The 25,229-nt window shown below is 35.7% G+C and carries 20 protein-coding genes; 13 read left to right on the top strand and 7 right to left on the bottom strand.

Annotated elements, in window-relative coordinates:
* Positions 1-5 precede the first annotated feature (5 nt).
* Together ABEV15_RS10770 and plsY are read right to left on the bottom strand one after the other, a co-directional pair.
* On the bottom strand, positions 6-1,370 hold the full coding sequence (locus ABEV15_RS10770) for an RsmF rRNA methyltransferase first C-terminal domain-containing protein (protein ID WP_498853202.1): 1,365 nt from the start codon (positions 1,368-1,370) through the stop codon (positions 6-8).
* Between the two features lies 1 nt (position 1,371).
* Positions 1,372-1,953, bottom strand: coding sequence for a glycerol-3-phosphate 1-O-acyltransferase PlsY (gene plsY, locus ABEV15_RS10765; protein ID WP_498853201.1), 582 nt, complete (start codon positions 1,951-1,953; stop codon positions 1,372-1,374).
* A gap of 136 nt (positions 1,954-2,089) precedes the next feature.
* Between plsY and ABEV15_RS10760 the strand changes: the two genes are divergently transcribed.
* From ABEV15_RS10760 to ABEV15_RS10745, 4 genes are all read left to right on the top strand, one after another.
* Positions 2,090-2,494 (top strand): CoA-binding protein, encoded by a 405-nt coding sequence (locus ABEV15_RS10760; RefSeq protein ID WP_498853200.1) that lies wholly within the window; start codon positions 2,090-2,092, stop codon positions 2,492-2,494.
* A gap of 121 nt (positions 2,495-2,615) precedes the next feature.
* On the top strand, positions 2,616-4,589 hold the full coding sequence (gene parE / locus ABEV15_RS10755) for a DNA topoisomerase IV subunit B (RefSeq protein ID WP_498853199.1): 1,974 nt from the start codon (positions 2,616-2,618) through the stop codon (positions 4,587-4,589).
* A gap of 4 nt (positions 4,590-4,593) precedes the next feature.
* Positions 4,594-6,990: a DNA topoisomerase IV subunit A gene (parC, locus tag ABEV15_RS10750; protein WP_429634294.1), complete on the top strand. Its 2,397-nt coding sequence runs from the start codon at positions 4,594-4,596 to the stop codon at positions 6,988-6,990.
* A 69-nt stretch (positions 6,991-7,059) separates the two neighbouring features.
* The gene (locus ABEV15_RS10745) at positions 7,060-7,446 is read left to right on the top strand and encodes a PilZ domain-containing protein (protein WP_498853198.1); all 387 of its coding nucleotides are present in this window, start codon (positions 7,060-7,062) and stop codon (positions 7,444-7,446) included.
* Between the two features lie 64 nt (positions 7,447-7,510).
* Here the strand turns inward: ABEV15_RS10745 and speE are convergent, their stop codons facing one another.
* Entirely contained in the window at positions 7,511-8,359 is an 849-nt protein-coding gene (gene speE, locus ABEV15_RS10740; protein WP_498853197.1) for a polyamine aminopropyltransferase, read from the bottom strand.
* 242 nt (positions 8,360-8,601) lie between these two features.
* Here speE and ABEV15_RS10735 point away from each other — a divergent pair, with 242 nt between their 5' ends.
* From ABEV15_RS10735 to ABEV15_RS10695, 9 genes are all read left to right on the top strand, one after another.
* Complete coding sequence (locus ABEV15_RS10735) at positions 8,602-9,429, top strand: formate/nitrite transporter family protein (RefSeq protein ID WP_498853196.1); 828 nt, start codon at positions 8,602-8,604, stop codon at positions 9,427-9,429.
* A gap of 72 nt (positions 9,430-9,501) precedes the next feature.
* Positions 9,502-10,401 (top strand): formyltetrahydrofolate deformylase, encoded by a 900-nt coding sequence (gene purU, locus ABEV15_RS10730; RefSeq protein WP_498853195.1) that lies wholly within the window; start codon positions 9,502-9,504, stop codon positions 10,399-10,401.
* 168 nt (positions 10,402-10,569) lie between these two features.
* Entirely contained in the window at positions 10,570-10,944 is a 375-nt protein-coding gene (locus tag ABEV15_RS10725; RefSeq protein WP_498853194.1) for a replication termination protein, read from the top strand.
* Between the two features lie 63 nt (positions 10,945-11,007).
* The gene (locus ABEV15_RS10720; RefSeq protein ID WP_003397198.1) at positions 11,008-11,271 is read left to right on the top strand and encodes a metal-sensitive transcriptional regulator; all 264 of its coding nucleotides are present in this window, start codon (positions 11,008-11,010) and stop codon (positions 11,269-11,271) included.
* Between the two features lie 195 nt (positions 11,272-11,466).
* Positions 11,467-12,288, top strand: coding sequence for an AAA family ATPase (locus ABEV15_RS10715; protein WP_498853242.1), 822 nt, complete (start codon positions 11,467-11,469; stop codon positions 12,286-12,288).
* Positions 12,289-12,298: 10 nt separating this feature from the next.
* Entirely contained in the window at positions 12,299-14,203 is a 1,905-nt protein-coding gene (locus tag ABEV15_RS10710) for a vWA domain-containing protein (RefSeq protein ID WP_498853193.1), read from the top strand.
* 146 nt (positions 14,204-14,349) lie between these two features.
* Positions 14,350-14,544 (top strand): hypothetical protein, encoded by a 195-nt coding sequence (locus tag ABEV15_RS10705; protein ID WP_498853192.1) that lies wholly within the window; start codon positions 14,350-14,352, stop codon positions 14,542-14,544.
* A gap of 383 nt (positions 14,545-14,927) precedes the next feature.
* Entirely contained in the window at positions 14,928-15,314 is a 387-nt protein-coding gene (locus ABEV15_RS10700; protein ID WP_498853191.1) for a tyrosine-type recombinase/integrase, read from the top strand.
* Positions 15,315-15,326: 12 nt separating this feature from the next.
* Positions 15,327-15,668 (top strand): tyrosine-type recombinase/integrase, encoded by a 342-nt coding sequence (locus ABEV15_RS10695; protein WP_498853190.1) that lies wholly within the window; start codon positions 15,327-15,329, stop codon positions 15,666-15,668.
* On the opposite strand, the gene ABEV15_RS10690 is transcribed toward ABEV15_RS10695, so the two are convergent.
* From ABEV15_RS10690 to pglX, 4 genes are all read right to left on the bottom strand, one after another.
* The gene (locus ABEV15_RS10690; protein WP_498853189.1) at positions 15,654-17,786 is read right to left on the bottom strand and encodes a DEAD/DEAH box helicase; all 2,133 of its coding nucleotides are present in this window, start codon (positions 17,784-17,786) and stop codon (positions 15,654-15,656) included. The two genes, ABEV15_RS10695 and ABEV15_RS10690, sit on opposite strands and share 15 nt — an antisense overlap.
* The gene (locus ABEV15_RS10685; protein ID WP_498853188.1) at positions 17,783-19,111 is read right to left on the bottom strand and encodes a BREX system ATP-binding domain-containing protein; all 1,329 of its coding nucleotides are present in this window, start codon (positions 19,109-19,111) and stop codon (positions 17,783-17,785) included. Before ABEV15_RS10685 ends, ABEV15_RS10690 begins: the two co-directional genes overlap by 4 nt.
* 8 nt (positions 19,112-19,119) lie before the next feature.
* Complete coding sequence (locus ABEV15_RS10680; protein WP_498853187.1) at positions 19,120-21,642, bottom strand: PglZ domain-containing protein; 2,523 nt, start codon at positions 21,640-21,642, stop codon at positions 19,120-19,122.
* A gap of 64 nt (positions 21,643-21,706) precedes the next feature.
* A complete protein-coding gene (pglX, locus tag ABEV15_RS10675; RefSeq protein WP_498853186.1) occupies positions 21,707-25,216 on the bottom strand; it encodes a BREX-1 system adenine-specific DNA-methyltransferase PglX in 3,510 nt (1,169 codons plus the stop codon).
* Positions 25,217-25,229 lie beyond the last annotated feature (13 nt).

Here is a 25,229-nt window from a genome sequence, read left to right as displayed (position 1 = left end):
ACATCCTATTTGACCCGTAACCCTTTAGGATAAAAGTTTTTTACGACTCCTTTTACTTCTTTTCCCCAACCGAGTGGATATCCTTCAATCGTCATTAATATCCAACCACGATCGCCATTCGTTTGTAATGTTTCTCCTTTCATATATCGGATGCTTTCCTCAAATGTAAGAGAAAGATGTGCTTGTGCTTGCTGTTTTGTTAATGCCATCGCCAAAGCATGGTTTGGTTCAAAGCGATTTTTTTTCCATTCCCCGATGTGAAGACCCGGCCGAATAACTTTTAAGCCGTCTAAGCGAGGGCAAGGATGTGGGAGAGCGAATAAGTGTGTTCCAAACGCATACATCGTTCCTTTTATTGTCGCTCGTATCGTATCGTTCATAAACGTTTCGTAATCGCGCCACATCGCTTTAGATATGTTAGAAGTGGCCAATTTCCCATTCCATTGCTTCGCTTCGCCGCGTTTGCGCATTTTCGCGACGAAATGGCCTTCCCCTTTTATATGATGAGGCCATAATCTTGCTGTATGTGCGATTTGTTCATTGTTTGTGGTTGTCCAATCGGCAACGCCTGGTTGAATGCCATGTTCTTTTTGGATCGGAAGTAATTCGATATCAGCATAAGTCGTCAAAAACCAATCGATAATTTGTTCATTTTCTTCAGGAGAAAATGTGCATGTCGAATAAACGAGTGTTCCACCTTCATTTAGCATTTTGTAAGCGCACGATAAAATATGTCGTTGTGTTTGTGTACATTTTTGAACATGGTCTAAACTCCAAAATTGAATCGCTTCCTCGTCCTTTCGAAACATCCCTTCACCTGAACATGGGGCATCAACCAAAATTTTATCGAAAAACCCTTCAAATGTTTCCGATAGTTTTTCAGGTGTTTCATTTGTGACAACAGCATTTGTAATTCCAAGTCGCTCAATATTTTCTGATAAAGCTTTTACGCGTTTTGGATGAATTTCGTTTGCTAATAAAAATCCTTCGTTATTCATCAAAGCGGCTAGCTGTGTCGTTTTTCCTCCGGGCGCTGCACATAAGTCCAGCACTCGCTCTCCTGGAGATGGGGCAAGCACTTCTGCTACAAACATCGCACTTGGTTCTTGAATGTAATATAGCCCAGCCGCATGGTATGGATGTTTACCTGGTTGAGCGTTGTAATAATAAAATCCTGTTGGACAAAAAGGAATAGGTTCAAGTTTCCATGGACTTATATTTAAAAATGATGATGGGGAAATTTTCAATGAATTGACGCGTAAACCATTTATTTTTTCTTCCTTATACGTCGCAAAAAAACGCTCCGCTTCGTCTCGAAGCAAAGCATTCATTTTCATGGTGAATTCTTTTGGTAAATGACATGCTGTCACGCTATAACCACTTCACTTTCGGTTCAGTTTTGTTTAAAATTCGTTTAATATTTGCTCGGTGGCGATAAAATACAAAAAGCGTTAATATGGTGACGACAATGCGCAAAGGAACGTCATCCGTCCACACGAATGCGTAGATGGTCGCATACACGCCCGTTAACATGGATGAAAGCGAAACGTATTTCGATATATATAAAATGAGCAAAAAGACGGCTAACATCGTCATAAAAAGAACATGCGAATAAAACAACAATACTCCACCAGATGTAGCAACCGCTTTTCCACCGCGAAATTGCGCGAATATTGGATATGTATGACCAAATACGGCACACATTCCTGTAATAAGCGGATGAATATCGACAGAAAACAATAAAGGTAGGCTTGCGGCTAACGTTCCTTTTAAAATGTCGGCAATTGTAACAACTAATCCCGCTTTTACACCGAGCACGCGAAACGTATTTGTTCCGCCTAAATTGCCACTTCCATGTTCGCGTATATCAATTCCGTATCCAATTTTTCCAACGAGCAACGCGAACGGAATTGAACCAAGTAAATAACCAATGATCATAAGCAAAATGGACATCATATGCACCCTTTACTTCATTAGTATTACCTCGTATGGAGGTCATGCTTTTATTGTAACACGCTTTTTTAAAAAATGAAGGCAGGATTATTTTTTTATATGAAGAAATACTAGTTTATCATGGGAGGCAGATGATATGAATCCAAGTCGTGAACAAATCAAACAAATTTTAAACAAAGCAAAGCGAATTGCTGTGGTAGGACTGTCAGATCGTCCGGAGCGCACATCTTACATGGTTGCGAAAGCGATGAAAGAAGCAGGGTATGAAATTATTCCGGTCAACCCGCTCATTAAAGAATGGGAAGGTATCCCAGCCGTCGCGACATTAACAGATATTGAAGGGCATGTAGATATTGTTAATGTGTTTCGACGCTCCGAACATCTACGTGAAATTGCTGATCAATTTGTCCGAATGGATGCAGACGTGTTTTGGGCGCAATTAGGTGTGTATGATGAAGAAGTGTACCGTGACTTAACAGAAAAAGGCTATACGGTTGTGATGGATCGCTGCATCAAAGTAGAACATGCGCTCACACGTTAAAAACGACCATTCTTTTGTAATGGTCGTTCTTTTTCTTCATGACGTTGGACGTTTTACGAATGTATGTTAAAATAGAGAAAGTCAAAAAAATAGAAACAAATGTTCTTGTTGTGAAAGGGGAATGATTGTGACAGATAAACAACTTCTTACATATAACGAAGATACGATTCAAGTGTTGGAAGGATTAGAAGCTGTTCGTAAACGACCGGGCATGTATATCGGAAGTACAGATAGTCGCGGTCTGCATCATCTCGTATATGAAATTGTTGATAATGCGGTCGATGAGGCGCTCGCAGGATATGGGAGACGCATTGTTGTAACGATACATAGTGATCAAAGTGTAAGCGTCCAAGATGAAGGACGTGGGATGCCTACAGGTATGCATAAATTAGGAAAACCAACCCCAGAAGTCATTTTAACGGTTTTACATGCAGGCGGAAAGTTTGGTCAGGGAGGATATAAAACGAGTGGCGGTTTGCATGGCGTTGGCGCCTCTGTTGTGAACGCTTTATCTGAATGGTTAGAAGTGACGATTCAACGTGACGGATTTGTGTACTACCAACGGTTTGAACATGGTGGAAAACCTGTGACTACCCTGGAGAGAATTGGAGTAACAAAACAAACAGGAACGACAATTCGATTTAAACCGGATCCAACGATTTTTAGTACGACAACGTTTCATTATGAAACGATTAGTGAGCGTTTGCGTGAATCTGCATTTTTATTAAAGGGCTTAAAAATCGAATTATATGATGAACGAACAGGTTTACATGATACATTTTACTATGAAAGTGGAATTGAGGCGTTTGTAAAATATTTAAACGAAGAAAAAGATGTGTTACATCCTGTCGTATTTTTTAGCGGTGAGCAAAACGGCATTGAAGTAGAGTTTGCCTTCCAATTTCATGACGGTTATGCAGAGCATATGCTTTCGTTTGTTAACCATGTGCGAACAAAAGACGGGGGAACGCATGAAATTGGAGCTAAAACGGCCATGACTCGCGTGTTTAACGAATATGCACGAAAAGCAGGTTTATTGAAAGAACGAGATAAAAATTTAGAAGGTGCAGACATTCGTGAAGGACTATCTGCCATTGTATCGGTTCGTATTCCTGAAGCGCTCTTGCAATTTGAAGGACAAACGAAAGGAAAACTAGGAACACCTGAGGCTCGTTCCATAGTCGAAGCGGTCGTTAGCGAGCAGCTGACGTACTTTTTAAATGAAAACCCAGATGTTGCAACGATGTTAATTAAAAAGGCGATTCGTGCGTTTCAGGCGCGTGAAGAAGCTCGAAAAGCACGGGAAGAAGCACGATCTGGAAAAAAGCGCAAAGGAAAAGAACATGTATTAAGCGGAAAATTAACCCCAGCCCAAACACGCAATCCACAAAAAAATGAATTATATTTAGTCGAGGGGGATTCAGCAGGCGGTTCTGCTAAACAAGGGCGTGATCGTCGTTTTCAAGCTGTATTACCTCTTCGAGGAAAGGTGATTAACACGGAGAAAGCGAAACTCACCGACATTTTTAAAAATGAAGAAATTAATACAATCATTCACGCGATCGGTGGCGGTGTGGGAGCAGATTTTTCGCTTGATGATATTCATTATGACAAAGTGATCATTATGACTGACGCAGATACGGACGGAGCACACATTCAAGTGTTGTTGTTAACTTTTTTTTATCGCTATATGCGTCCGCTCATTGAAGCTGGTAAGGTGTTTATCGCCCTTCCACCACTTTATAAAGTGAGTAAAAAAGTTGGCAAAAAAGAAGTGGTTGAATATGCATGGACAGATGAACAACTACAATCGATTTTGAAAAAGATCGGAAAAGGATATACGATTCAGCGGTATAAAGGACTTGGGGAAATGAATGCGGATCAATTATGGGAGACGACAATGAACCCTGAAACGCGGACGCTTATTCGTGTTCGTATTGATGATGCAGCACGTGCTGAACGTCGCGTAACGACATTAATGGGTGATAAAGTAGAGCCGAGAAGAAAATGGATTGAGTCCAATGTACAATTCGGTTTAGAGGAAGACGTAAACATTTTAGAAAATGATCATGTGATGACAGCTGAGGGGGAATAAGAACATGGAACGTGTATTAGATTTACCGTTTGAAGATGTCTTAGGAGACCGATTTGGTCGATATAGTAAATATATTATTCAAGAACGTGCTCTGCCTGATGTGCGCGATGGATTAAAACCGGTGCAACGTCGCATTTTATATGCGATGTATGTAGATGGGAATACGTACGACAAACCGTTTCGCAAATCAGCCAAAACCGTCGGAAATGTCATTGGTAATTTCCACCCGCATGGCGATTCTTCTGTATATGAAGCGATGGTTCGCATGAGTCAAGAATGGAAAGTAAGAAACGTGCTCATTGAAATGCATGGGAATAACGGAAGTATTGATGGGGATCCACCAGCAGCGATGCGTTATACAGAAGCTAGATTATCCGCCATCGCCTCGGAATTATTGCGCGACATCGATAAGGAAACAGTAGAGTTTGTACCGAACTTCGATGATACAAGCAAAGAGCCGGTTGTGTTGCCAGCGATGTTTCCGAATTTGCTTGTTAATGGTTCAACAGGCATTTCAGCTGGTTATGCGACAGAAATTCCACCGCATCATTTAGGAGAAGTCATTGATGCCGTCATTATGCGTATTGATCATCCAACTTGTACGGTCGATGATTTAATGACTGTATTACAAGGGCCAGATTTTCCAACGGGCGGTATCATCCAAGGAAAAGAAGGGATTAAAGCCGCCTACGAAACCGGAAAAGGGAAAATAATTATTCGCGGCAAAGCAACGATCGAGCAAGGAAAAGGTGGCAAACAAGCGATTGTTATTACGGAAATCCCTTACGAAGTAAATAAAGCCAATTTAGTTAAAAAAATTGATGAATTGCGGCTTGAAAAAAAGTTAGACGGAATTATTGATGTGCGTGACGAAACGGATCGCACAGGGTTACGTATTGTCATTGAAGTGAGAAAAGACGGGAATGCAGAGGGCATTTTGAACTATTTATATAAAAACACAGATTTGCAGATCACGTACAATTTTAATATGGTTGCTATTCATGAGCGTCGCCCAAAGTTATTAAGCTTACCACAACTATTAGATGCGTATATTGAACATCAAAAAGAAGTCGTTACCAATCGTTCGCGTTATGAATTGGGAAAAGCAAAAGAACGTGCTCATATTGTTGAAGGGTTAATGAAAGCTATGTCGATTTTAGATGATGTCATTGCAACGATTCGTGCTTCGCAGGATAAAAAAGACGCCAAAGGGAATTTGATGAATCGCTATGGATTTACAGAGCCTCAAGCGGAAGCAATCGTTACATTGCAGTTGTATCGTCTAACAAATACAGATATTGATGATTTGCGTGAAGAAGCAAATGCGTTAAATCGCAAAATCGAGGAATTAACAGCTATTTTAGATAGCGAGAAAAAGCTTCTATCTGTAATTAAAGCTGACTTAAGAAAAATGAAAAAAATGTACGGTGACGAGCGAAGAACGATGATTGAAGAAGAAATAAAAGAAATTAAAATCGAAATGAACGTTGTTGTTCCAGAAGAGGATGTGATCGTCACTGTTACAAAAGATGGATATATGAAACGAACAAGTCTTCGCTCTTACAGCGCCTCTAACGGACAAGATATTGGTATGAAAGAGGGAGATAGGTTGCTCGGGATGTTTGAGATGAATACAACACATACGTTATTGTTATTCACAAATAAAGGGAATTACTTATATTGTCCTGTTTATGAACTTCCTGACATTCGCTGGAAAGATCTCGGTCAGCACATCTCTAATATAATCCCGATTGATCGTGATGAACAACTAATTAGCGCCATCCCGATTGTAGATTTTTCAAATGGATATTTATTATTTATTACGAAACAAGGATTGGTAAAAAAAACAAGCCTCGTTCATTATAAGGCACAACGGTATTCTAAACCACTTGTAGCTATGCGATTAAAAGAGGATGATGAAGTTGTGCATGTGTATCGAACAGATGGCGTTGGACGTGTATTTCTCATGACACAATACGGATACGGTTTGTTATTTCAAGAAGAAGAAATCGGAGAAGTTGGTGTTCGTGCAGCGGGAGTAAAAGGAGTCCATCTAAAAGATGGAGATTGTGTCGTTTCTGGTCAACAAGCGACAGAGGAAAACGTTGTTCTTGTAACAAAACGTGGGGCGGTGAAAAAAATAGCTCGAACGGAAATTGACGAATCGACTCGCGCGAAACGGGGCCAGCTTCTTATTAAAGAAGTGAAAACAAATCCGCATCGAGTAGTAAGCTGTCATTTCCTTTCACACGGACATGTTGTTTTAAAAACAGAGAAAGGAATAATTGAAGAAGTGAACGTTGACGAGCTACGATTAAGCGATCGATATGGCAATGTGACATACGTGCTTGATTGTGATGAAGTTGGTAACGTTACGGATACGTGGGTGAAATGGTCATAATTCCCTTGAATTCATTTGGGATTTCAATTATATTGAAAAAGGTGTATAATTTTATGTGGGGGATTTATGATGAGATTTAAACGCCAAGAGCCTTTTCGATATCAATTTGGTCAACCGCTTCCATGTACGTTTCGTATCACACGTATCGGTGAACGAGAAGTCGAAACAGATAAAGGAGCAGCTGAAATTCACGACATTAGTCCACGCGGTATTCGACTGGAGACAAACTTAAATTTACCCATTGACTCCGCAAAAGGTGAAATCGAAGTGGAGTTGCAGTTTAAGATTGTCGATCAACCAATAGTCGTTCGAGGCATTGTGATTTGGAAAAAAGCATATGCAAATGAGTTTCAATACGGTCTTTCATTAGAGATTTCTAAGCAAGATGAAATGCGATTAATTGGTGAAATTAAAAGACATGCGGCGATGTATGCACAAAAAAAAGAAAGTAAATAAATGTGAAAAAGATGTCCACATGGGCATCTTTTTTCTTTAACAATCGTAGCCGGAATGATGCCGACTACGATTGCAGATGTTCTTTCATAAATTGCGGCAGACAAAAGCATTGGTTTAATACATCAGCATTTACGTATTTCGTTTGTTTTGCAAATGTATTGAGGCGCTCAAATGAAACAACTTGTTTTGTTCCGAGAGTAAAGCTCCATAGCCCACCAGGATATGTTGGAACAGTAGCTGTATATACGTGTGCGTACGGAAATAAATGACGAATATTTGTATATGTTTGTTTCAATACATTCATATGGAAAATAGGGGATTGACTTTGACAAACCATCATCCCGTCTTCTTTTAATGCTTCATGTACACTTTTGTAAAAATCGTATTCAAATAATACTTGAGCAGGGCCGATTGGATCAGACGAATCAATAATAATGATATCGTACGTATTGACGTGATCTTTTACAAACTGAACGCCATCTTTATATACGTATTGCACACGTGGATCAGAAAGATTTCCAGATACTTCAGGTAAATACGCTTTACATGCTTGAACAACAAGTTCATCAATTTCAACGAGATGTATTTCTTCTACCCCTGCATATTTCGTCACTTCGCGAGCTGCGCCGCAATCGCCCCCACCAATAATTAAAACTTTTTTTGGCGACGGATGAAGAGAAAGAGGGACATGTGTGATCATTTCATTATAAATATGACCATCGATCGAAGTTGTTTGTACGACCCCATCTAGCACGAGCATTCTTCCGAAGTCGTATGAGTCTAAAATCATGACATGTTGAAATGGTGAGTGCTCGGAGTAAATGACTTTTTTTATGCGATAACTAATTTTTAAATTTTCACGTTCATCTTCTGTTAACCATAATTGACCGTTCTCTTCTTTGATGTAGTTCATAGCTTCCTCCTATAACAAAAATTTTACACCCTTCTTATATTAATATATTTCTGCGTCAATTTGCAAAAGGAGAGAACAACACGACAAAAAATTGCAATAGTTATTTTTGCGCAATCGCTTACAAAAATAAAGTGTTGACAGTTCTTTTAACATTTACATAAATACATTGAAAAACAGAAGGAAGAGAGGTAGGATAGAGTGTGAAAAACATCACAAAACAGAGAAAGAGAAGTGAGGGAACAATGGAAGCTTTACAAACGTGTAAGGAGCTAGCATTAAAGAAACGGGAGATTTTGCGCAAATCACCGCTTCAATACATGATTCGTGCCGCTTTGGCAGGTATATATATCGGTTTTGCTCTTATTCTTTGTGTGCGTGTCGGCCAATATTTTTATGAAGCGCACTCACCAGCAACTTATTTAGTGAGCGGCATCTTTTTCGGAATTGCCCTTGTTCTTATTATATACGGTGGAGCGGAGCTGTTTACAGGAAATACAATGTATTTTACTGTTAGCACGTTACAAAAAGAAACGACAATTGGAGATACGCTTCGTAACTGGATAACTTGTTATAGCGGTAACTTGCTTGGTGCTATTTTATTTGCCTTTTTAATCGCACAGTCGGGTATTTTTCACGATATTCCGATGGATCATTTACTGTTCAACATCGCATCGAAAAAAATGCATGCAACAACGATGCAATTATTTGTTAAAGGGATTTTGTGTAACTGGCTCGTTTGTTTGGCTATTTTTATTCCAATGCAAATGAAGGAAGATACCGCAAAAATGTTTGCGATGATTTTAATCGTTTTTATCTTTTTTGCTTCAGGATATGAACACTCTATCGCGAATTTTGTTATTTTCTCTCTTGCTCTGGCTGTTCAACATCCAGATACGATTCACGTGGCTGGAGTTATTCATAACATCGTACCTGTCACACTTGGTAATATTGTTGGTGGTTCATTATTTATGGGTGCATTATATACGTATCTTTCTTCTCCTGTTAAACAGCCTGCTTCTATGCGGAAAAGGGCGTTTGGATTATGGAAAATACCGAGTAAAAACAAATAGTCGAGACATGTTCTCGACTATTTGTTATAATATTTGCTATTATCATTTTTCTGTCAGGGGGAGGAAGTTATAATGTATTTTCAGCAGAAACACGTTCAAAAGTTTATGGACAAATATAAACATCGAGCACGTTTGCTTATTTCATGTCCAGATCAACCAGGAATCGTTGCTGCTGTCACAACTTTTTTGTATGAGCAAGGAGCTAATATTGTTGAGTCGAGTCAATATTCGACAGATCCTGAAGGTGGTACGTTTTTTTTGCGAATTGAGTTTGATGCCCCAAATATATCCGAAAGAAAAGAAGAAATGGAAAAGAAATTTGCGGTGATTGCGCAACGTTTTGAGATGAAATGGCGACTTAGTTTGCATACGCATATAAAAAAAATAGCTATATTCGTTTCAAAAGAGGAGCATTGTTTATTAGAGTTACTGTGGGAGTGGCAAGCGGGTGAATTGCTTGCGGATTTTGCTCTAGTTATTAGCAATCATGAACAAATGAGAGAAACAGTGGAGTCATTTGGAATTCCGTACTATTACATACCTGTGACAAAAGAAACAAAACAGGAAGCAGAAGCAAAACAAATACAATTGTTAAAGGAATATGGTATTGATGTCATTGTACTTGCTCGTTATATGCAAATTTTATCGCCTCAATTTGTTGCAACGTTTCCAGCGCAAATCATTAATATTCATCACTCGTTTTTACCAGCGTTTATTGGTGCTCGGCCGTATGAACAAGCTTATCAACGTGGGGTGAAGCTGATCGGGGCCACTTCTCATTATGTAACAGATGATTTAGATGAAGGACCAATTATTGAACAAGATGTCGAGCGAGTCGATCATAAACATCATGTAGAAGACTTAAAACGAATAGGACGCATGATCGAAAAAACCGTCCTTGTCCGCGCATTAAAATGGCATTTAGAAGATCGCGTGATTATTCATGAAAACAAAACAATTGTGTTCAAGTAAAATAGAGAAGAAGAGGGAATCCCCTCTTCTTTTTTGTGAAAATTTATATAATAAAACTATGTTCTAAATAAAAATTGAATAAAAATAAAAATGTTCAATTATAATGAAGTAAGGAAGGGATTTTCTTTTAGATGAAGAATGTGTCATGTGAAAGGAGGAGGAAAAAAGATGAGTGAAAAAAGAAGGCCGAGTGGATTTTTACTAAAACAACGAGCGTTTTTAAAACTATACTTAATTACGTTAACAGAACAAGAACGACTGTACGGGCTTAAATTGTTAGACGTACTTCGCGAAGAGTTTCAACCATTTGGTTATCGTCCAAATCATTCCGAAGTGTATAAAGCATTACACGATTTAATTGAAGATGGAATTTTAGAACAAGTGAAAAAGAAGAAAGAAGGGATGAAATATCAGGAGGTTGTTTATTATCGTTTTACTGAGGAAGGATATAAAAAAGCCCAGCTATATAAACGACAACTAAAAACAGAACTGGATCGCTGTGAAGCGCTCATTCGTAAAGCGATTAAAGATAATTTTAGTTGACAAAAGAATGATGTTTCATTTAATATACTTATAAGGGTATATAAGAAAGGGAGTTCGATAAACATGACATACGATAACCAAGTCAAAAACCGGTTAAAACGAATCGAAGGACAAGTTCGTGGTGTGCTCAAAATGATGGACGAGCAAAAAGACTGCAAAGAAGTTGTCGCGCAACTATCAGCCATTCGTAGCGCTGTAGATCGTGCCATTGCAGTTGTCGTAAGCGCTAATTTGGAACGTTGCATTCGCAAAGATATTGAAACAGGGTCATTAGAAAGTGAAAAATTAATTCAAGAAGCAGTTGAGCTACTCGTCAAAAGTCGATAAAGCCGAGTGGCTCTCCTTTTTATATTTTGTTAACATAATACAATTATGTTAAACTGTTCTTTTGTTTGCACAAATTCATTTGTTTTTTGTACAATACGTACGTATGAAAATATAGAGAGGAATGACATCATGATTTATACACAGTCATTTACACTACCAGAAACGATTGAAGCGATCGTTAAAGAAAGAAGAGAGATGTTTAAAAATAACATAGACGAACAGGCTGAATATACGGCATATACACCCGCTCATGAGTCCATTTTATATGACGCAATTATTGCTTTGGCTCTAGGAAAAAATGTGTTGTTAAAGGGGCCGACAGGATCAGGGAAAACAAAACTAGCCGAAACGTTATCGCTTTTCTTTGGACAGCCAATGCATAGCATTAACTGTTCGATCGATTTAGATGCTGAAGCGATGCTTGGATTTAAAACAATCCAACAAACGAACGGACAAGCGACGATTGAATTTATTCCTGGACCGGTCATTCAAGCGATGACAAAAGGGCATTTATTATACATTGATGAAATTAATATGGCTAAGCCAGAGACGTTACCAATTTTAAACGGAGTGCTCGATTATCGAAAAATGATTACAAATCCATTTACTGCTGAAGTTGTAAAGGCAAAACCAACATTTGGTGTTATTGCAGCGATTAATGAAGGATATGTCGGGACGGTTCCGCTAAATGAAGCGTTAAAAAATCGCTTTGTTGTTATTGATGTACCGTATGTTCAAGGGGAGGCATTAAAACGTATTTTACAACAGCAAACGAAGTTAACAAATGAGACATTATTAAATCGTTTTGTTACGTTGTCTGCCGATTTAATTGTTCAAGTGAAGCAAGGATATGTATCAGAGGAAGCAGCATCGATTCGGGCATTAATTGATGCTTGCGATTTAGCTGTGTACATTCCACCGTTACGAGCGATCGAGCGCGCTATTGTTGAAAAATTAGAAGATGATCGCGAAAAAGCTGCTGTGCGTAATTTGGCAGAAACGTTGTTTGATGAATGAGGGTGGCTAAATGAATCGTTTTATTATGTTTAACGATAAAAAAGTCGATTCTTTTTTGTTTATGGAGCTATCTGATTTAGTGAAAACATTAACAAAAGATGAGCAAATGGAGCTCGAATTTGGTTATCAGTCGTATCTTGATCGGAAACATAAAAAAGTCGTTGTTAGTCATTTTTGGGATAATCGTCCGAAAGAGCATTACGTATATGGATTAAAAAGCGATGTATTTTTGCGAACGATTGGGAATTTTTATCATACAGATGATGATGATATTATTTTCTTTCTTAATCAAATCCAGCCGTACTCTATCCCGAATTTTGCGAAACAATTGTTTGTTTTGCTCGAAGATCTTCGTTTAGAAGATATATGTCGACTTGATCGCGCTGGAACGAAAAAAGCATTCGCAATTCGGAAGCATGTATATCGTCATTATTTTCAAACACAATGGAATGTAAATATGGTAAAAAGCGTCCATACAGATGCGTTGTTTAATTATTTATATTTACTATTAACAGCGGAACAACCAGCGCAAAACGATTTTCTCCCTGAACATTTACGATTAGCCCTCCCGTTTATTGAGCGTGAAATACGATACGTATATGATGCAAAATCAACTGCTCATATTTCACGTATTGTCCTTACAATCATAGATGTGTTAGAAGAATTATTAGATGCCGATATGCTAAATACGTATTTTCATCTCCCTGCATACATTTACATTGATCAACAAGAAGAAAGAGCGGATATTCGCCGTAAAGATCCGCTAAAAAATCATGATGTGCTTGATAAAAAAGCAGAAAATGAAGACGTTTTTCAAGAGGTGATGCATACATGGCATCGCGAAACAAGCGATATGACGAATAGTTTTTTACAGTTTGATTTAGAACAAGGCTCACAGACGGATTTACTCGGGGAAGGCATTCGGCAAGGTGAAGCGGGAGATCAAGCACTTGGAATTGTGCATGGCTCATCACAAAAAACGACACATAATGATTATGCACAACTAGAACAACAAGAGCAACGCCAAGAACTTGTTGGACGTTCAGTGTGCGAATACGGAAAAGAGAATCGGTATGCTAGGCCGATATTTGTGACTGCCTCGCCACCGACAGTAGAGCAAATCAGAAAATATGAACACCATCGGGAAACGATTGTACCATATCAAAAAAAATTAACGCAAACGATCGAAAAAGTGCTTGAACATAAAAAAATACACCCGCGCACAGACTTGCATGCAGGACGTTTAAACAAAAAGCTATTACGCTTTTTTATGGAGGAACATCCGCGTTTATTTTATAAAAAACATGAAACATCTCCATTGTTAGATGCTGTTTTTGTATTGCTTGTCGATTGTTCGGCATCGATGTATGACAAAATGGAAGAAACAAAAAGGGGAATTGTTTTATTCCACGAGTCGCTCAAATCGCTCCGTGTTCCGCATAAAATTGTCGGTTTTTGGGAGGATACAAACGAAGCAAACTCATCTTATCAACCAAATTATTTCCAAACCGTTATCGATTTTGATATGTCTTTAAAAATGAGACATGGTACGGAGATTATGCAACTTGAACCCCAAGAAGATAATCGTGATGGTTTTGCTATTCGGTTAATGACGCAAGAGTTGCAGAAAAGAAGTGAAAAACAAAAATTTTTACTTGTCTTTTCTGACGGAGAACCAGCGGCTTTCGGGTATGATCAAAACGGAATTGTAGATACACATGAAGCGGTCATGGAAGCGCGGAAATTACAAATTGAAGTAGTAAATGTGTTTTTAGCTAACGGAATGATTACCGAAAGTCAACAAAAAACGATCGAAAATATATATGGGCATTATAGTGTACTTGTTCCAAATGTAGAGCAATTGCCAACATTTTTAGCGCCATTGTTAAGGAAATTATTGTTATACAAATTGTAAAAACACCCAATGTTTCGGGTGTTTTTATTTACAAACTTTATTGTAAAAGTTTACAATGTTGTAACAGTTTCAATCTTTATTGTAATACAGATTTACATTATAATAATGAATGGTTGAATATAAAAGAAAAAGAAAGGAGGATTTATATGAAACAGTACATTTTCACTTTTAGCACACATCATCAACAACCAATTGTATGGGAAGAAGCAATTATTGCTGATGGAATGATGGATGCGTGCACAAAAGCAAAAAAATTATGTCGCCAGCATGAGCGTGAGAAACAAATTCCGATCCGCATTCAATATAAAGGTGTTCGCTATTACAACGAAGATATTGCTTAATTTTATTTTTTGTGAAATGAGAAAGGACGGATAATGTGGTGCGTAGTTCATCGCCAAACGCAGCTGTTCGTTTTTGTAGTTAACTATAAACAGCAAACAGCTGCGTTTATATTTTTTTTGTTTTGTCTCAAAAACAAAAGTTTACTTATTTATTGAGATTTCTTTCTTTCAACTTCCTATAATTTATGTTATGTAAACTTATCAATTTTCCCGAAATTTGAGGGTTTCTTCCCTCAAGTACCCATAAAATCAATTATCCGGAACTTGTTAACCTAAGTTCCTCATAATTTTTTGTGTCTACGAATTATCATTTTTTAAACGAGTTATCATTATTTTTTTATCGATTATCATCGGTCGTTGATTATCAACTGGAGGTGTTTTTTATGTTGTTTCGACAAGCCATTGATGAATTTGTGTTGTACTTGCAAATTGAAAAAAACTATTCACTTAACACCGTTGATGGTTATGCTTATGATTTGAGATGTTTCGAGAACTTCTTAATTCAACACGGTTATTCTGTACAACTTCATGACATTACAAAAACGCATGTTCGTCGCTTCATCCAGCATCAGATTACAAAAGAAAATGTCAAGCCTAGAACGGTCTATCGGAGAATTTCTTGCTTGAAATCGTTCAGTAAATACTGTGTCAAAGAAAATCTAATCGACAGCGATTTTATGATCGGAATTGATACTCCTAAAACGGATAGCAAATTACCGACTTATATGTCTTTGTCTGAACTACGAAAGCTGTTCCATTTTTTGGAGTAAGACAATAGCCGAATGGCGATGCGAAACCATCTTCTATTTAAACTGTTAGCCACTACGGGTATGCGAAGATCTGAAATTGTTGAACTAACTTGGGAACAAATTGATTTATCGAACAACACGATACGCATATATGGGAAAGGAAAAAAAGAGCGCTTACTCCCTCTTCATCCCATGGTTGTCCCTTTAATTAAGAGCTATATGGGAAGTTTAGAAGAATATCAGCTCCATCCTTCCCAACCGGTATTTTTAAATAAAAACGGCAAAAAACTGAATCCGCGTGGTTTACATAAGATATTTAAAGAAATCTTACACATAGTCTTAATAAACAAAAGTATCAGTTTACAAAGTTCTTAATTCGATCTCACAATTATTCAGAAAAGTTTTTAATAAATTTAAATCGAACAACCTCTCCCTTAGAAAACACTTCTCAGCGAATTCGGGCAAGTATTTTTGAAATTTCGCGATTTTGATATCTCCAACATAATGTACTAATTCTAATAATTCATCTTCACTAGTATTGTTTTTTATCTGATCAAGTATTTGTTCAAGTCGTTCGGATGGATAGCCTTCCAAATTAAACTTTACTTTTTGGTAATTTGATTTTACTTCTGCACCTGTGTAATGTTTTAATAGTAGTGCCAATGTAAAATTGACTTCATCTCCTGCAAAAGTATGAAGAGTAAATCCTTTAGGTTCCTCCTCAATTACCATCATTCCGGGTTTCATTCCGAAGTATTGAAAATCTGTTCGATATTCTTGCAATTTTTCTTTAGCATCTCGATCAATATAGGGATACTCATCGTTACTTGAAAGAATCTTTAATATCTTTTGGGCAATATGAAATGATGTTTTTTGGCTAGAACCTTGCCATAATGGAATGGCCCCTTTTTCAGCTCTTTGTACATGGATTATAAAGCGTTTTTTATCGATTTCAACTGCTTTCCATACGTAACCGTTTAGAATAAAAAGAAACGGCTCATTTCTCTTGTAAAAAGCTTGTACGAACCACGAATCTAATGATCCAATATCTCGATTTTGATACTTTACAACAAACTCTGGAAAAGTCTCAAAGACCGAACATAACTCTAAGAAGTTCTTTCGAGCAAATTTCTCTTCTAACTCGTCTGATAAAAAATACACTCCATCCACAATTGATAAATAACCTACTTCAATTAAGCCATTTAAGAGTTGTCGGAAGCTATCTTCATTTATACTGCTGAAATTTAGATTTCCCTTTAGCAAAGTTAGCAGTTGCTTTTGAGTGGCACCTTGTTTTTCTCTAATAGTCGAAAAGATTTGTTGGATTAATACATGATAAGAATGAGTATAGAATCTTACAGATTCCACCCACTTTTCGCGAGCTAACTCTACTAAGGCAATGCTTCTTAACAAAGCTTCTCTGTCAACAGTTAGAAATTCATAATGAGCAGGCCTTCCCTCTCTCCGTCCGGTTCGTCCCAACCGCTGTAAAAAAGAAGAAACAGTATTTGGAGCATTATACTGTAAAATGACATCTAGGTCACCTACATCTATTCCTAACTCCATTGTGCTAGTACAAGCTACCATAAGTTCATTTTCACTTTGCAAAAGGGATTCTGTATATTCTCGATGAATTTTAGATATCGAAGAGTGATGAAGTCGGCTCTTAATACCTAAATTATTCACTGTATTTGCGATTTTTTCAGCTAGAGATCTACTATCAGCAAAAAACAAACTTTTTTGCTTTGTTAATACTGGAATTACTTTTCTAGAGAGTTCTTCGTCGGACCATTCCTTCATATATCTAACAAACAATTTTGTTTTTCTTTTACTATTTGGTTCCGGTTGTATCCACGACTGATTTCTTTGACTAGTACCTTGCATCCAATTTAATAATTCATTAGGATTTCCAATGGTTGCAGATAGCCCAATTCTTTGAATATCATATTTAGAGTATTGTTGAATCCGCTCAATAATTGACATTAGTTGTATACCACGATCATTCCCTGCAAAATAATGTACTTCATCAATGACAATAAATCGAAGATTCTCAAATAGACTGTTACAACGATTAGTTCCATTCATCAAAAGAACTTCTAATGATTCAGGTGTTGTTGCCATGATATGCTCAGGGCTTTTTTTAAATTGTTTTTTATCACTTGACGAAACTTCGCCATGCCATTTAAATGCATCAATACCAACTAATGAGGTAAACCTCTTTAAACGATATTCTTGATTATTTAATAATGCTTTTATAGGACTAATATAAATAGCTGACAAAGGTGCTAAACCTTCATCGTGTATAATACTTAATATAGGGAGGAAAGCAGCTTCTGTCTTTCCCCCCGCAGTCGCTGCTTGTATGATGGCATTATTTCCTGATAATATTTCTGGAATACTATTTTCCTGTACGCTTCTTAATGATTTCCAACCTAATTGATCGATAATACCTTGTTGAAGTCTCTTAGTTAACAATCGAAAGGACTGGCTCATAATTCTAAATCAACTGCCATTTCTCTTCCACCAGCAACTTCAATATTATGTTTTATTCTCTCTACAGTATTAGAATCTATATTTAACAATGATCTAACATCATTTCCTTCTTTTGCCGCATCTAATACAAATATGAATTCTCTCAGAAATGTTCGAGGCAAAACTGTAATCTCTTGGTCAAACGCTACAGTGAACGACTTGACATATTGTGAAATAAAAGAATCATCAATAACCGTACTTGGTACCCATTCATGAACTATTCCGTGAATATCACGTACTTTGTAGGAAATTTCAATTAATTGATCAGTTGAAAAGCGATTCAATTTCATCAAAGGAGTAGAAAATACTTTATTGATCCCGTCTTTTTGCTGTAAAGAAAGAGGTTTGATTCTTGAAAATAAGGCATCGTGCTCCTTAATTGATCTATCCTCATTTTCAATTAGCTCTTCCGTACCTGTAAACAACATGTAACATCCTTTTAGACGGTCTTTACTTACCATATCGATTAAAAACCTTAAATTTTCAAACGCTTGATATCTCACATCTTTACGCTCTTTCCGTACCGTTTCTACTTCATCAATAATGATTAACAATCCTTTATATCCAGACAATTTTAAAATATGAAGAAGTGCAAGTAAAAACTCAAAAGCATTAGTTTTATCAACCTTACCAGTCACTCCAATTTTTGCTTTAGCCGCTCGATCTATACTACTATCACCAGCAAGCCAACCTAGTGCCCAGTCAGAAAGCTGCCGGTTACCGTCCATTAATCCTTTATAAAAACTATGAAAGGCTTGAACAATACCGGGTGTCGTTGCATTTGCTTTTGATAATTCATCGCTAATTCTTTGTTCTAAAAGTTCCATCAATTGTTTCTCATCTTCATCACTTTCGTCTGGATCAAGATTAAACTTACGAAGAATATCTTTCTTTTCTTTTGAGAGCCATTCTTGAATTATTTGTCTAAATGCAGAATATTCCCTTTGAGAACTAGTCCTCAGTCCAGTCATGATTGCTTGGTATACTGTTTCAAAATTTTGGAGTTGAACAGCTTTACTTATTACCACTTCAGATACCACAAATCCTTTTTTAAATGCATCTTCTTTTAGTACTTCACATAAAAAAGATTTTCCGGAACCATATGGCCCATAAATAAATTTAAAACCAGCATGCCCATTGTCGTTTTCAAATGAAATATAGTCTAATTCTTTGTTTAAGTATTCTTTTTCTTCTTTATTTCCGGTAAGTAGCAAATGTGTTCCAACACTTGGTACAGTACCATTGCGTAATGCACGTAATATAGCTTCGCCAATATTTTTCTCCATACTCTCACCTACTTAATTGAATATTCATAAATTGTGCCATTGATCATTTCAACTTTAAACCAATCTTTTCCTTGATTTTTTAACATTTCAATTAAATCTGACATAGCTTCAGATACTAGAACAGATTTAAACTTAATTCCTTTAGAAGAAGCTCCCTGAATAAGCTCATTTTCATTCCATTTTGAACTATCAAGAAAACACTCTAACAAGAACTTTTCACGTTTAGACAGGTTGTCCCCCTGTACCATTAGGAATGATTTAATTTGTTCTTGTACATTTAACGTTTCATCCATTTTTGTAAGTTCTTCTAAAACGGATTGTTCTTGCTCTAATCTAGGATCGATTATATACTCTTTCTGTTGTACTTTTGCTGAAACTACTAGAACAGGGAGTATTAATTCTTGAACTGATATTCCTCCATGACTAAACTTAGCTCCACCACTTGCTGTAAAATAATAATTACTCAAAGGATAATACTGATACAAATTTCCATCATGGTGTGACCAAGACAATTCCTTAACAATCCAATCTCCCTTTACCTTATTAGTCGCAATAGCGTATCGCCGAGATTTTCTTACCGTTTCAATTTCATTTGACAAACGTATTTCATTCCATCCTTCCAGTCCGTTTGTTAGTAAAAATCCATGATCTGCAGTAATTACTACTTTTTCAATCCCTGATTTTAATAATTTTTCCGTTACAATTTTAATTTTTTTCAAAAGTTTAGGGAATAAATAAACAGCAGAATCTTCAATGTTTTCTCCAGTAGCATCAATTTCATTAGTATATATGATGATTTTTTCTTTATCATTGATTTCATCTGAAATTTCTTGTTCTGAAAGGCGATAAAAATTTTCAAGGTTATAGACTTTACCAATGTTCCCTAAAACGTTATCAAGAAAATGGACACGGTCAGATTTTTTATTCATCGGGATATTGTCTTCTGTGTAGATTTTATAATCCCCTTTTTCACTCTCCCATTTTAATATTGATGACGATAATGGTAATAAAGCTGTCATCCCAACTTTAGTGATAGACGGCAATGATGAAAGTAGTGTATCAATTTCAATATTCCATTCTTCATCAATCATATGCTGCAATTCAACGCCCATTTCATACCGTAAAGCATCGACAAAAATAACAGCTGTTTTGCCACGTGAATCCTTAATGTAATTACGCCAAAAATGCCTTTGATGGGTAATTCCACTAATTGAATAATCTTGTGTAGATTCGAGACATTGTTGAAATTGAGTATTTAATGGTTTTAAGAAATGGTGCACGTACTGACCGTTGGCATATTTAATAAGCGATAAAATTAGTGAGTTATTTTCATTATAGAGTTCTTGAGCTTTGCGGAAATGATAATCTATTGCCCACCACTTTTGCTGGATATATTCTTTTACAATCCGTTCAGCATCTTGAAAGCGTGATCCTTGATTTATGTAATCCTTGAATTTGTTTAATTCCAAGATAAAATTCAATAACTGGGACAAAGCATCCCACTTTTGAATAAACTCTTCATCTGTTGCTCTTGTAAGTCGCGCATTCGCAATCAAAATGAGTTGATCTATTGTCGGTGATTTTAAAACATCAATATTAATACCATCATTAGTAAGAATTTGTTTTTCCATTCTCTCCCATAATTCCTCATCAATGATTGGGAATCCTTTTATAGTATATAGTTCCTCAGTATCTTTTACGGCTATCTTCTGCTTATATTTATCGGATAAACGTTTAGACCATTCTTCAAAATGACTACGATAAAAATCATGTTTAGACCAAAGATGAAATAGTTCCTCTCGTCGGTGTGCTATTTTAGGATCAGTTTCTTTATACTGTATATCATCTGGCGCATCTAAAGAAAGTTCCGTTTTAATTAATGCATTTGCGATTACCTCAACAATTTCCTCATATGATTGTTGCTCATTCAAATGGAAATCGTAATATTCGTTTGCAAGCTGACAAAAAGCATGTAAGTTTTCTAATTCTTTCAAAGTTTGATAATAAGTTTGATCTGTCATAAAGCGGAGAACCGTTTCCTTTTTATCAAGCTCATCCATAGATAAATGATCGTTTAAGATAAATTGTTCCAATGTTTCTTCGTTTAAATTTTCGATTAGATCTTCTGATAAAATATCCCATTTTGTTTTTACAAACAATAATTTTTTTTGTAAACGTTCGCCATCGTTCAATGGTAAATGAATATTATAGTGTTTTGATAATAAATCTTGAATGGAATCGTCAAATACTTCAGCTAACCAAAAGTATTCTTTTAGTAGCGATAAGTCTTGGACCCTACCCGGAATGTAAATTAATATCGGTTTTTCAAAGTTTGGGGAGTATTTAACGATATTGTGTCTCAATTGAAGCGAACTTCCTTCAAACACGAATCTATTTAAATTTTTTTCTTGAATGAACCTTTCGTATTCAGCTGTGAATGATTGATAGAGATCTAACCAAATTACAACTGATCTTTTTTGAAAACATTTATTCAAATCACTTTCGATCATGTCGTAAAATGTCTTTTTCATATTTTGTATAAAAGCACCTACAATAATCTGCAGGTGCTTTCTTCTCTTGCTCCTTTCCGTTACATTATTTTTCGATTTTTTTTGCTAAAATCGGATTCAGTGGTTTGATATTATATAAAACACCTTGATCAATGTCTGGTTCATAACCTGAAGCGATAATATCATCGATTTGCTTATCAAAAGCTTCCAAATCGTCCACTTGTTTTTCTAATTCAATCACTCTTTTTTCAAACTGTTTTGCTTGTTTTTTATCACCAGCAGTTTTCATCTTCTCACGGTAAAAACTTAAATCCTCACGTATGTTTTCTAACATCGGTTTTAAATAATTAGACTTTAGCTTGTAAAGAGTATCAGAAGTTAGAGCATGGTAGTATATAAGAGCATTAAATGTCTTATTAGGACTGCAAACATGCCAGTAAATAGGTCGATTTTGATATTGTTCTTTCTTAATATGTTCGGCAAAAAAATCTTTATTGAACCATTCCAATAAATCCTTTCCCATTATTCTCGGAAATTCATTCTCGATAATATTCTCAAAATTATCTTCACCGAATATTCGCTCTATTAAATTATAAAATAAATCTTCGATAAAATTCTCATCCAAAATAATAATTCCGTCTTTTTGTACATTATTAAATTGATTAATATTCCATCTTCCAAATAAAATGCCCAATACAATTGAAACGAAAGTAGTAAAGTAATCCTTTAAAATTCTGTTCGGAAGAAAATTATTTTTTTCAATGTATTCAATTAAATTTAGTCGATTAACATTTTTTCCTTCTTTATCAAACCATTTTTCAAAATTTTCTTTATCCTCTATTTGGTCAATTGTTTTTCTAATCTTCTTAACTTCTTGTGTAATAAAATCCCTCGTTTGTTCTCCAATACCATATAAATCAAAAACCAAAGAATTATTTTTTTCGACTAACTGTAAGTACTCCTTCTCAATTTTAAGAATTTTTTTTACTAGATCAATAAATGAACCATTGTTATCTAAGTAGTTCTCAATTTTGAAATTTCTCTCTTTATCGTCAAATGATAGTATTTCTTTCTTTAACTGAATTATTTTTTTTACATTGTTCGATATTTTTTCGTGAAGTTTTTCATTATAGACTGCTGGAAGTCTATGTATATCATTGTTTTTAAAATTAATTGTAGGATTGTACAAATTTAATAAATAATCGACAAAGTCAGAAGCTAAAATCCCAAGAATATAGTAGATATTATTATGATCCTTTATATTGATAAAAGATCCACCTGAATCAAATATATATCCCTCTGGCAAAAATCTTATTCCAAAACCTTTACTTCCCACACCAGAAAATGTAAGACCCTCTTTAAAAAAGAGATTTTGATTCATTAGTCTGCAACCTTGATATTCTTTCATTTTTTCCGGTCGCCAATCAACAACCGTTCTTAGCGCTCCATAGAATTTTTCTGATCCCCCACCTTTAGCATATGGTACAAAATTTCTTTCGGATTCTCCTTTAACTTCCCACCAAAATTTCACAAAATAATCATTATTGCCTGTGTTAATTCCTGTTTTTGCTTCACCAAAAATTTCAAGAAAGGAAGGATTTGTTTCTAAAATTTCTCTTATCTCATTTGGAATATAGTATAAAAATGGACTTCCTTCAAATTTTCTAAAGAAATTTTGCTGAATAAAGAAATGTTCTTTCTGATTATTGAGATTTGCTCTTTTTTCCTCTGAATTAGAATAATGATCTAATTTTATAAATAAACTATTAGAATTTTTTCTTATACCTCTATTTTTTTGTAAAACAAACATAGCCGTACTTACTCGTTCTCCGCTTATATCATCAAATGCTCTGGTTCCCAAGTGAGCAAACTTAAATATAAAGGAATTTTCTAAAATAAATTCCCTCAATGAAATATAAGATTTAATAAACATAAATGATTCTTGAGTAATCATCCCGATGAATCCGTTATCTTTTACAAAGTCAAAAACTCTTAATATAAAGATTGAGTATAAATCCTGATTAGCAATAGAATAATGATTATTTACGTAATTCTTTAGAATGTCATTCATGTTAGATTTACCCATATAAGGAGGGTTTGTCACCACAATATCATACTTTTGGAATAAAATATTCAATAAATGTATAGATTTTTTAGCTTCATTCGCAAATAACAAATTGTTAATATCGTTTGCTCTTATTGCTTGAATATATATTTGCTCTAGATATTGAAGCAATTCTCTCTCACTTTTTGTCAACACTAATTCTTCTTGCTCTTTTTCAAACCCTTCAAGTCCTTCAAAAAAGCCCAAGTCTTCCTTTTTCTTGCTTTTTTCCAAGTCTTTTTGTTTTTGTTGTTTATATTCCTCTATTAGTGTTATTAATCTTTTTTCTGGTTGAATTAAGCTTCCCTTTAAACGAGTCTCAGTAAATTCCTCATAAATAATTTTAATCATTTTGAGAACAGTTGGATTGTTTTCAAATTGTTTTTTCAGTTTTGCTAAACGTTCGCCATTTAGCAAAACTGCATCTGCACAAACTAGGTTAACTGTAATATTCTCGGTTAGTTCATTAATACCAATATTTTTTAGTGATGTTCTTACTTTAATATACAATATCAGTGCTGTAAGTTGTATTGCTCTAGCATCAATATCAATACCGTGTAAGTTATGACGCAGTATTAAAAATGGAATTTTTTCTTTAGGATACCCGTCTTCAACATAATATTTATAAAATAAATCATATGCTTTTACTAAGAAGTGGCCGCTCCCACAAGCAGGGTCCAATAGCTTGATATCCTCAAGTTTCTTATACTCTCGTTCGCCATTAATAATTTCTTCCCGCAGTTTCCCTAAAGAGTTATTAACGATCCATTCAACAATCCAATCTGGCGTAAATAATTGAGTCGCCGCTGGAATATCAATACTTCTTATTTTTTCCTTTTTATTATATAAACGATCAAATACATTATCTTTTTCTTTTTCATTAAAATACTGATAAATCCAACCAATAATCTCATCTTGCTGCCATGCATCTTCATCAATTTCAGTAGTTAATAGCCGAATCGTTTCAATCAAAGCTTGATTACTTGGTGAGATGATCGAATATTCATCATCGGTGTTAAATAATAAACCAATATCTGATGATATTTCGTTGAAAATTAACGAAATAAAGTAAGATAACCCTTCGTCAGATTGCGATTTACAAAATTCACGAGCTACTTCAAAGAAATTTCGATGTCCGTATGAACGATTGCCATATTCATCTCTTTGAATAAGCACTTCTTCCATTAGTCCCCGTACTTCCATTACCCGAAGTGCTGCAAGCCGGTTTAGGTACGTATAGGTTACTTCACGTATGTAGGAGATTAGGGCTTCCTTTTCAGAAAGCCCACCTTTCATTTCCTTTGCAATTGCATCACGAAGATCTTTATATATCTGCTCTTGTTCGTCTGTAAGTGATAACTTATCCTTTTCAATCCAAGGTTCATCTATAATAATTCCATATGTTATAAGCTGATTTTCTATATCTTTCTCTAAGATGGCACGACACTTTAATATCGTACGATTTATCGCTTTTTTTTGTTCAGGTTTCATAACTTCATCCCTC

The organism is Bhargavaea massiliensis (assembly GCF_050480245.1).
Taxonomy (GTDB): domain Bacteria; phylum Bacillota; class Bacilli; order Bacillales; family Anoxybacillaceae; genus Anoxybacillus.
Note: the sequence above shows the minus strand (reverse complement) of the source record. Positions and strands in the feature narration are given on the sequence as shown.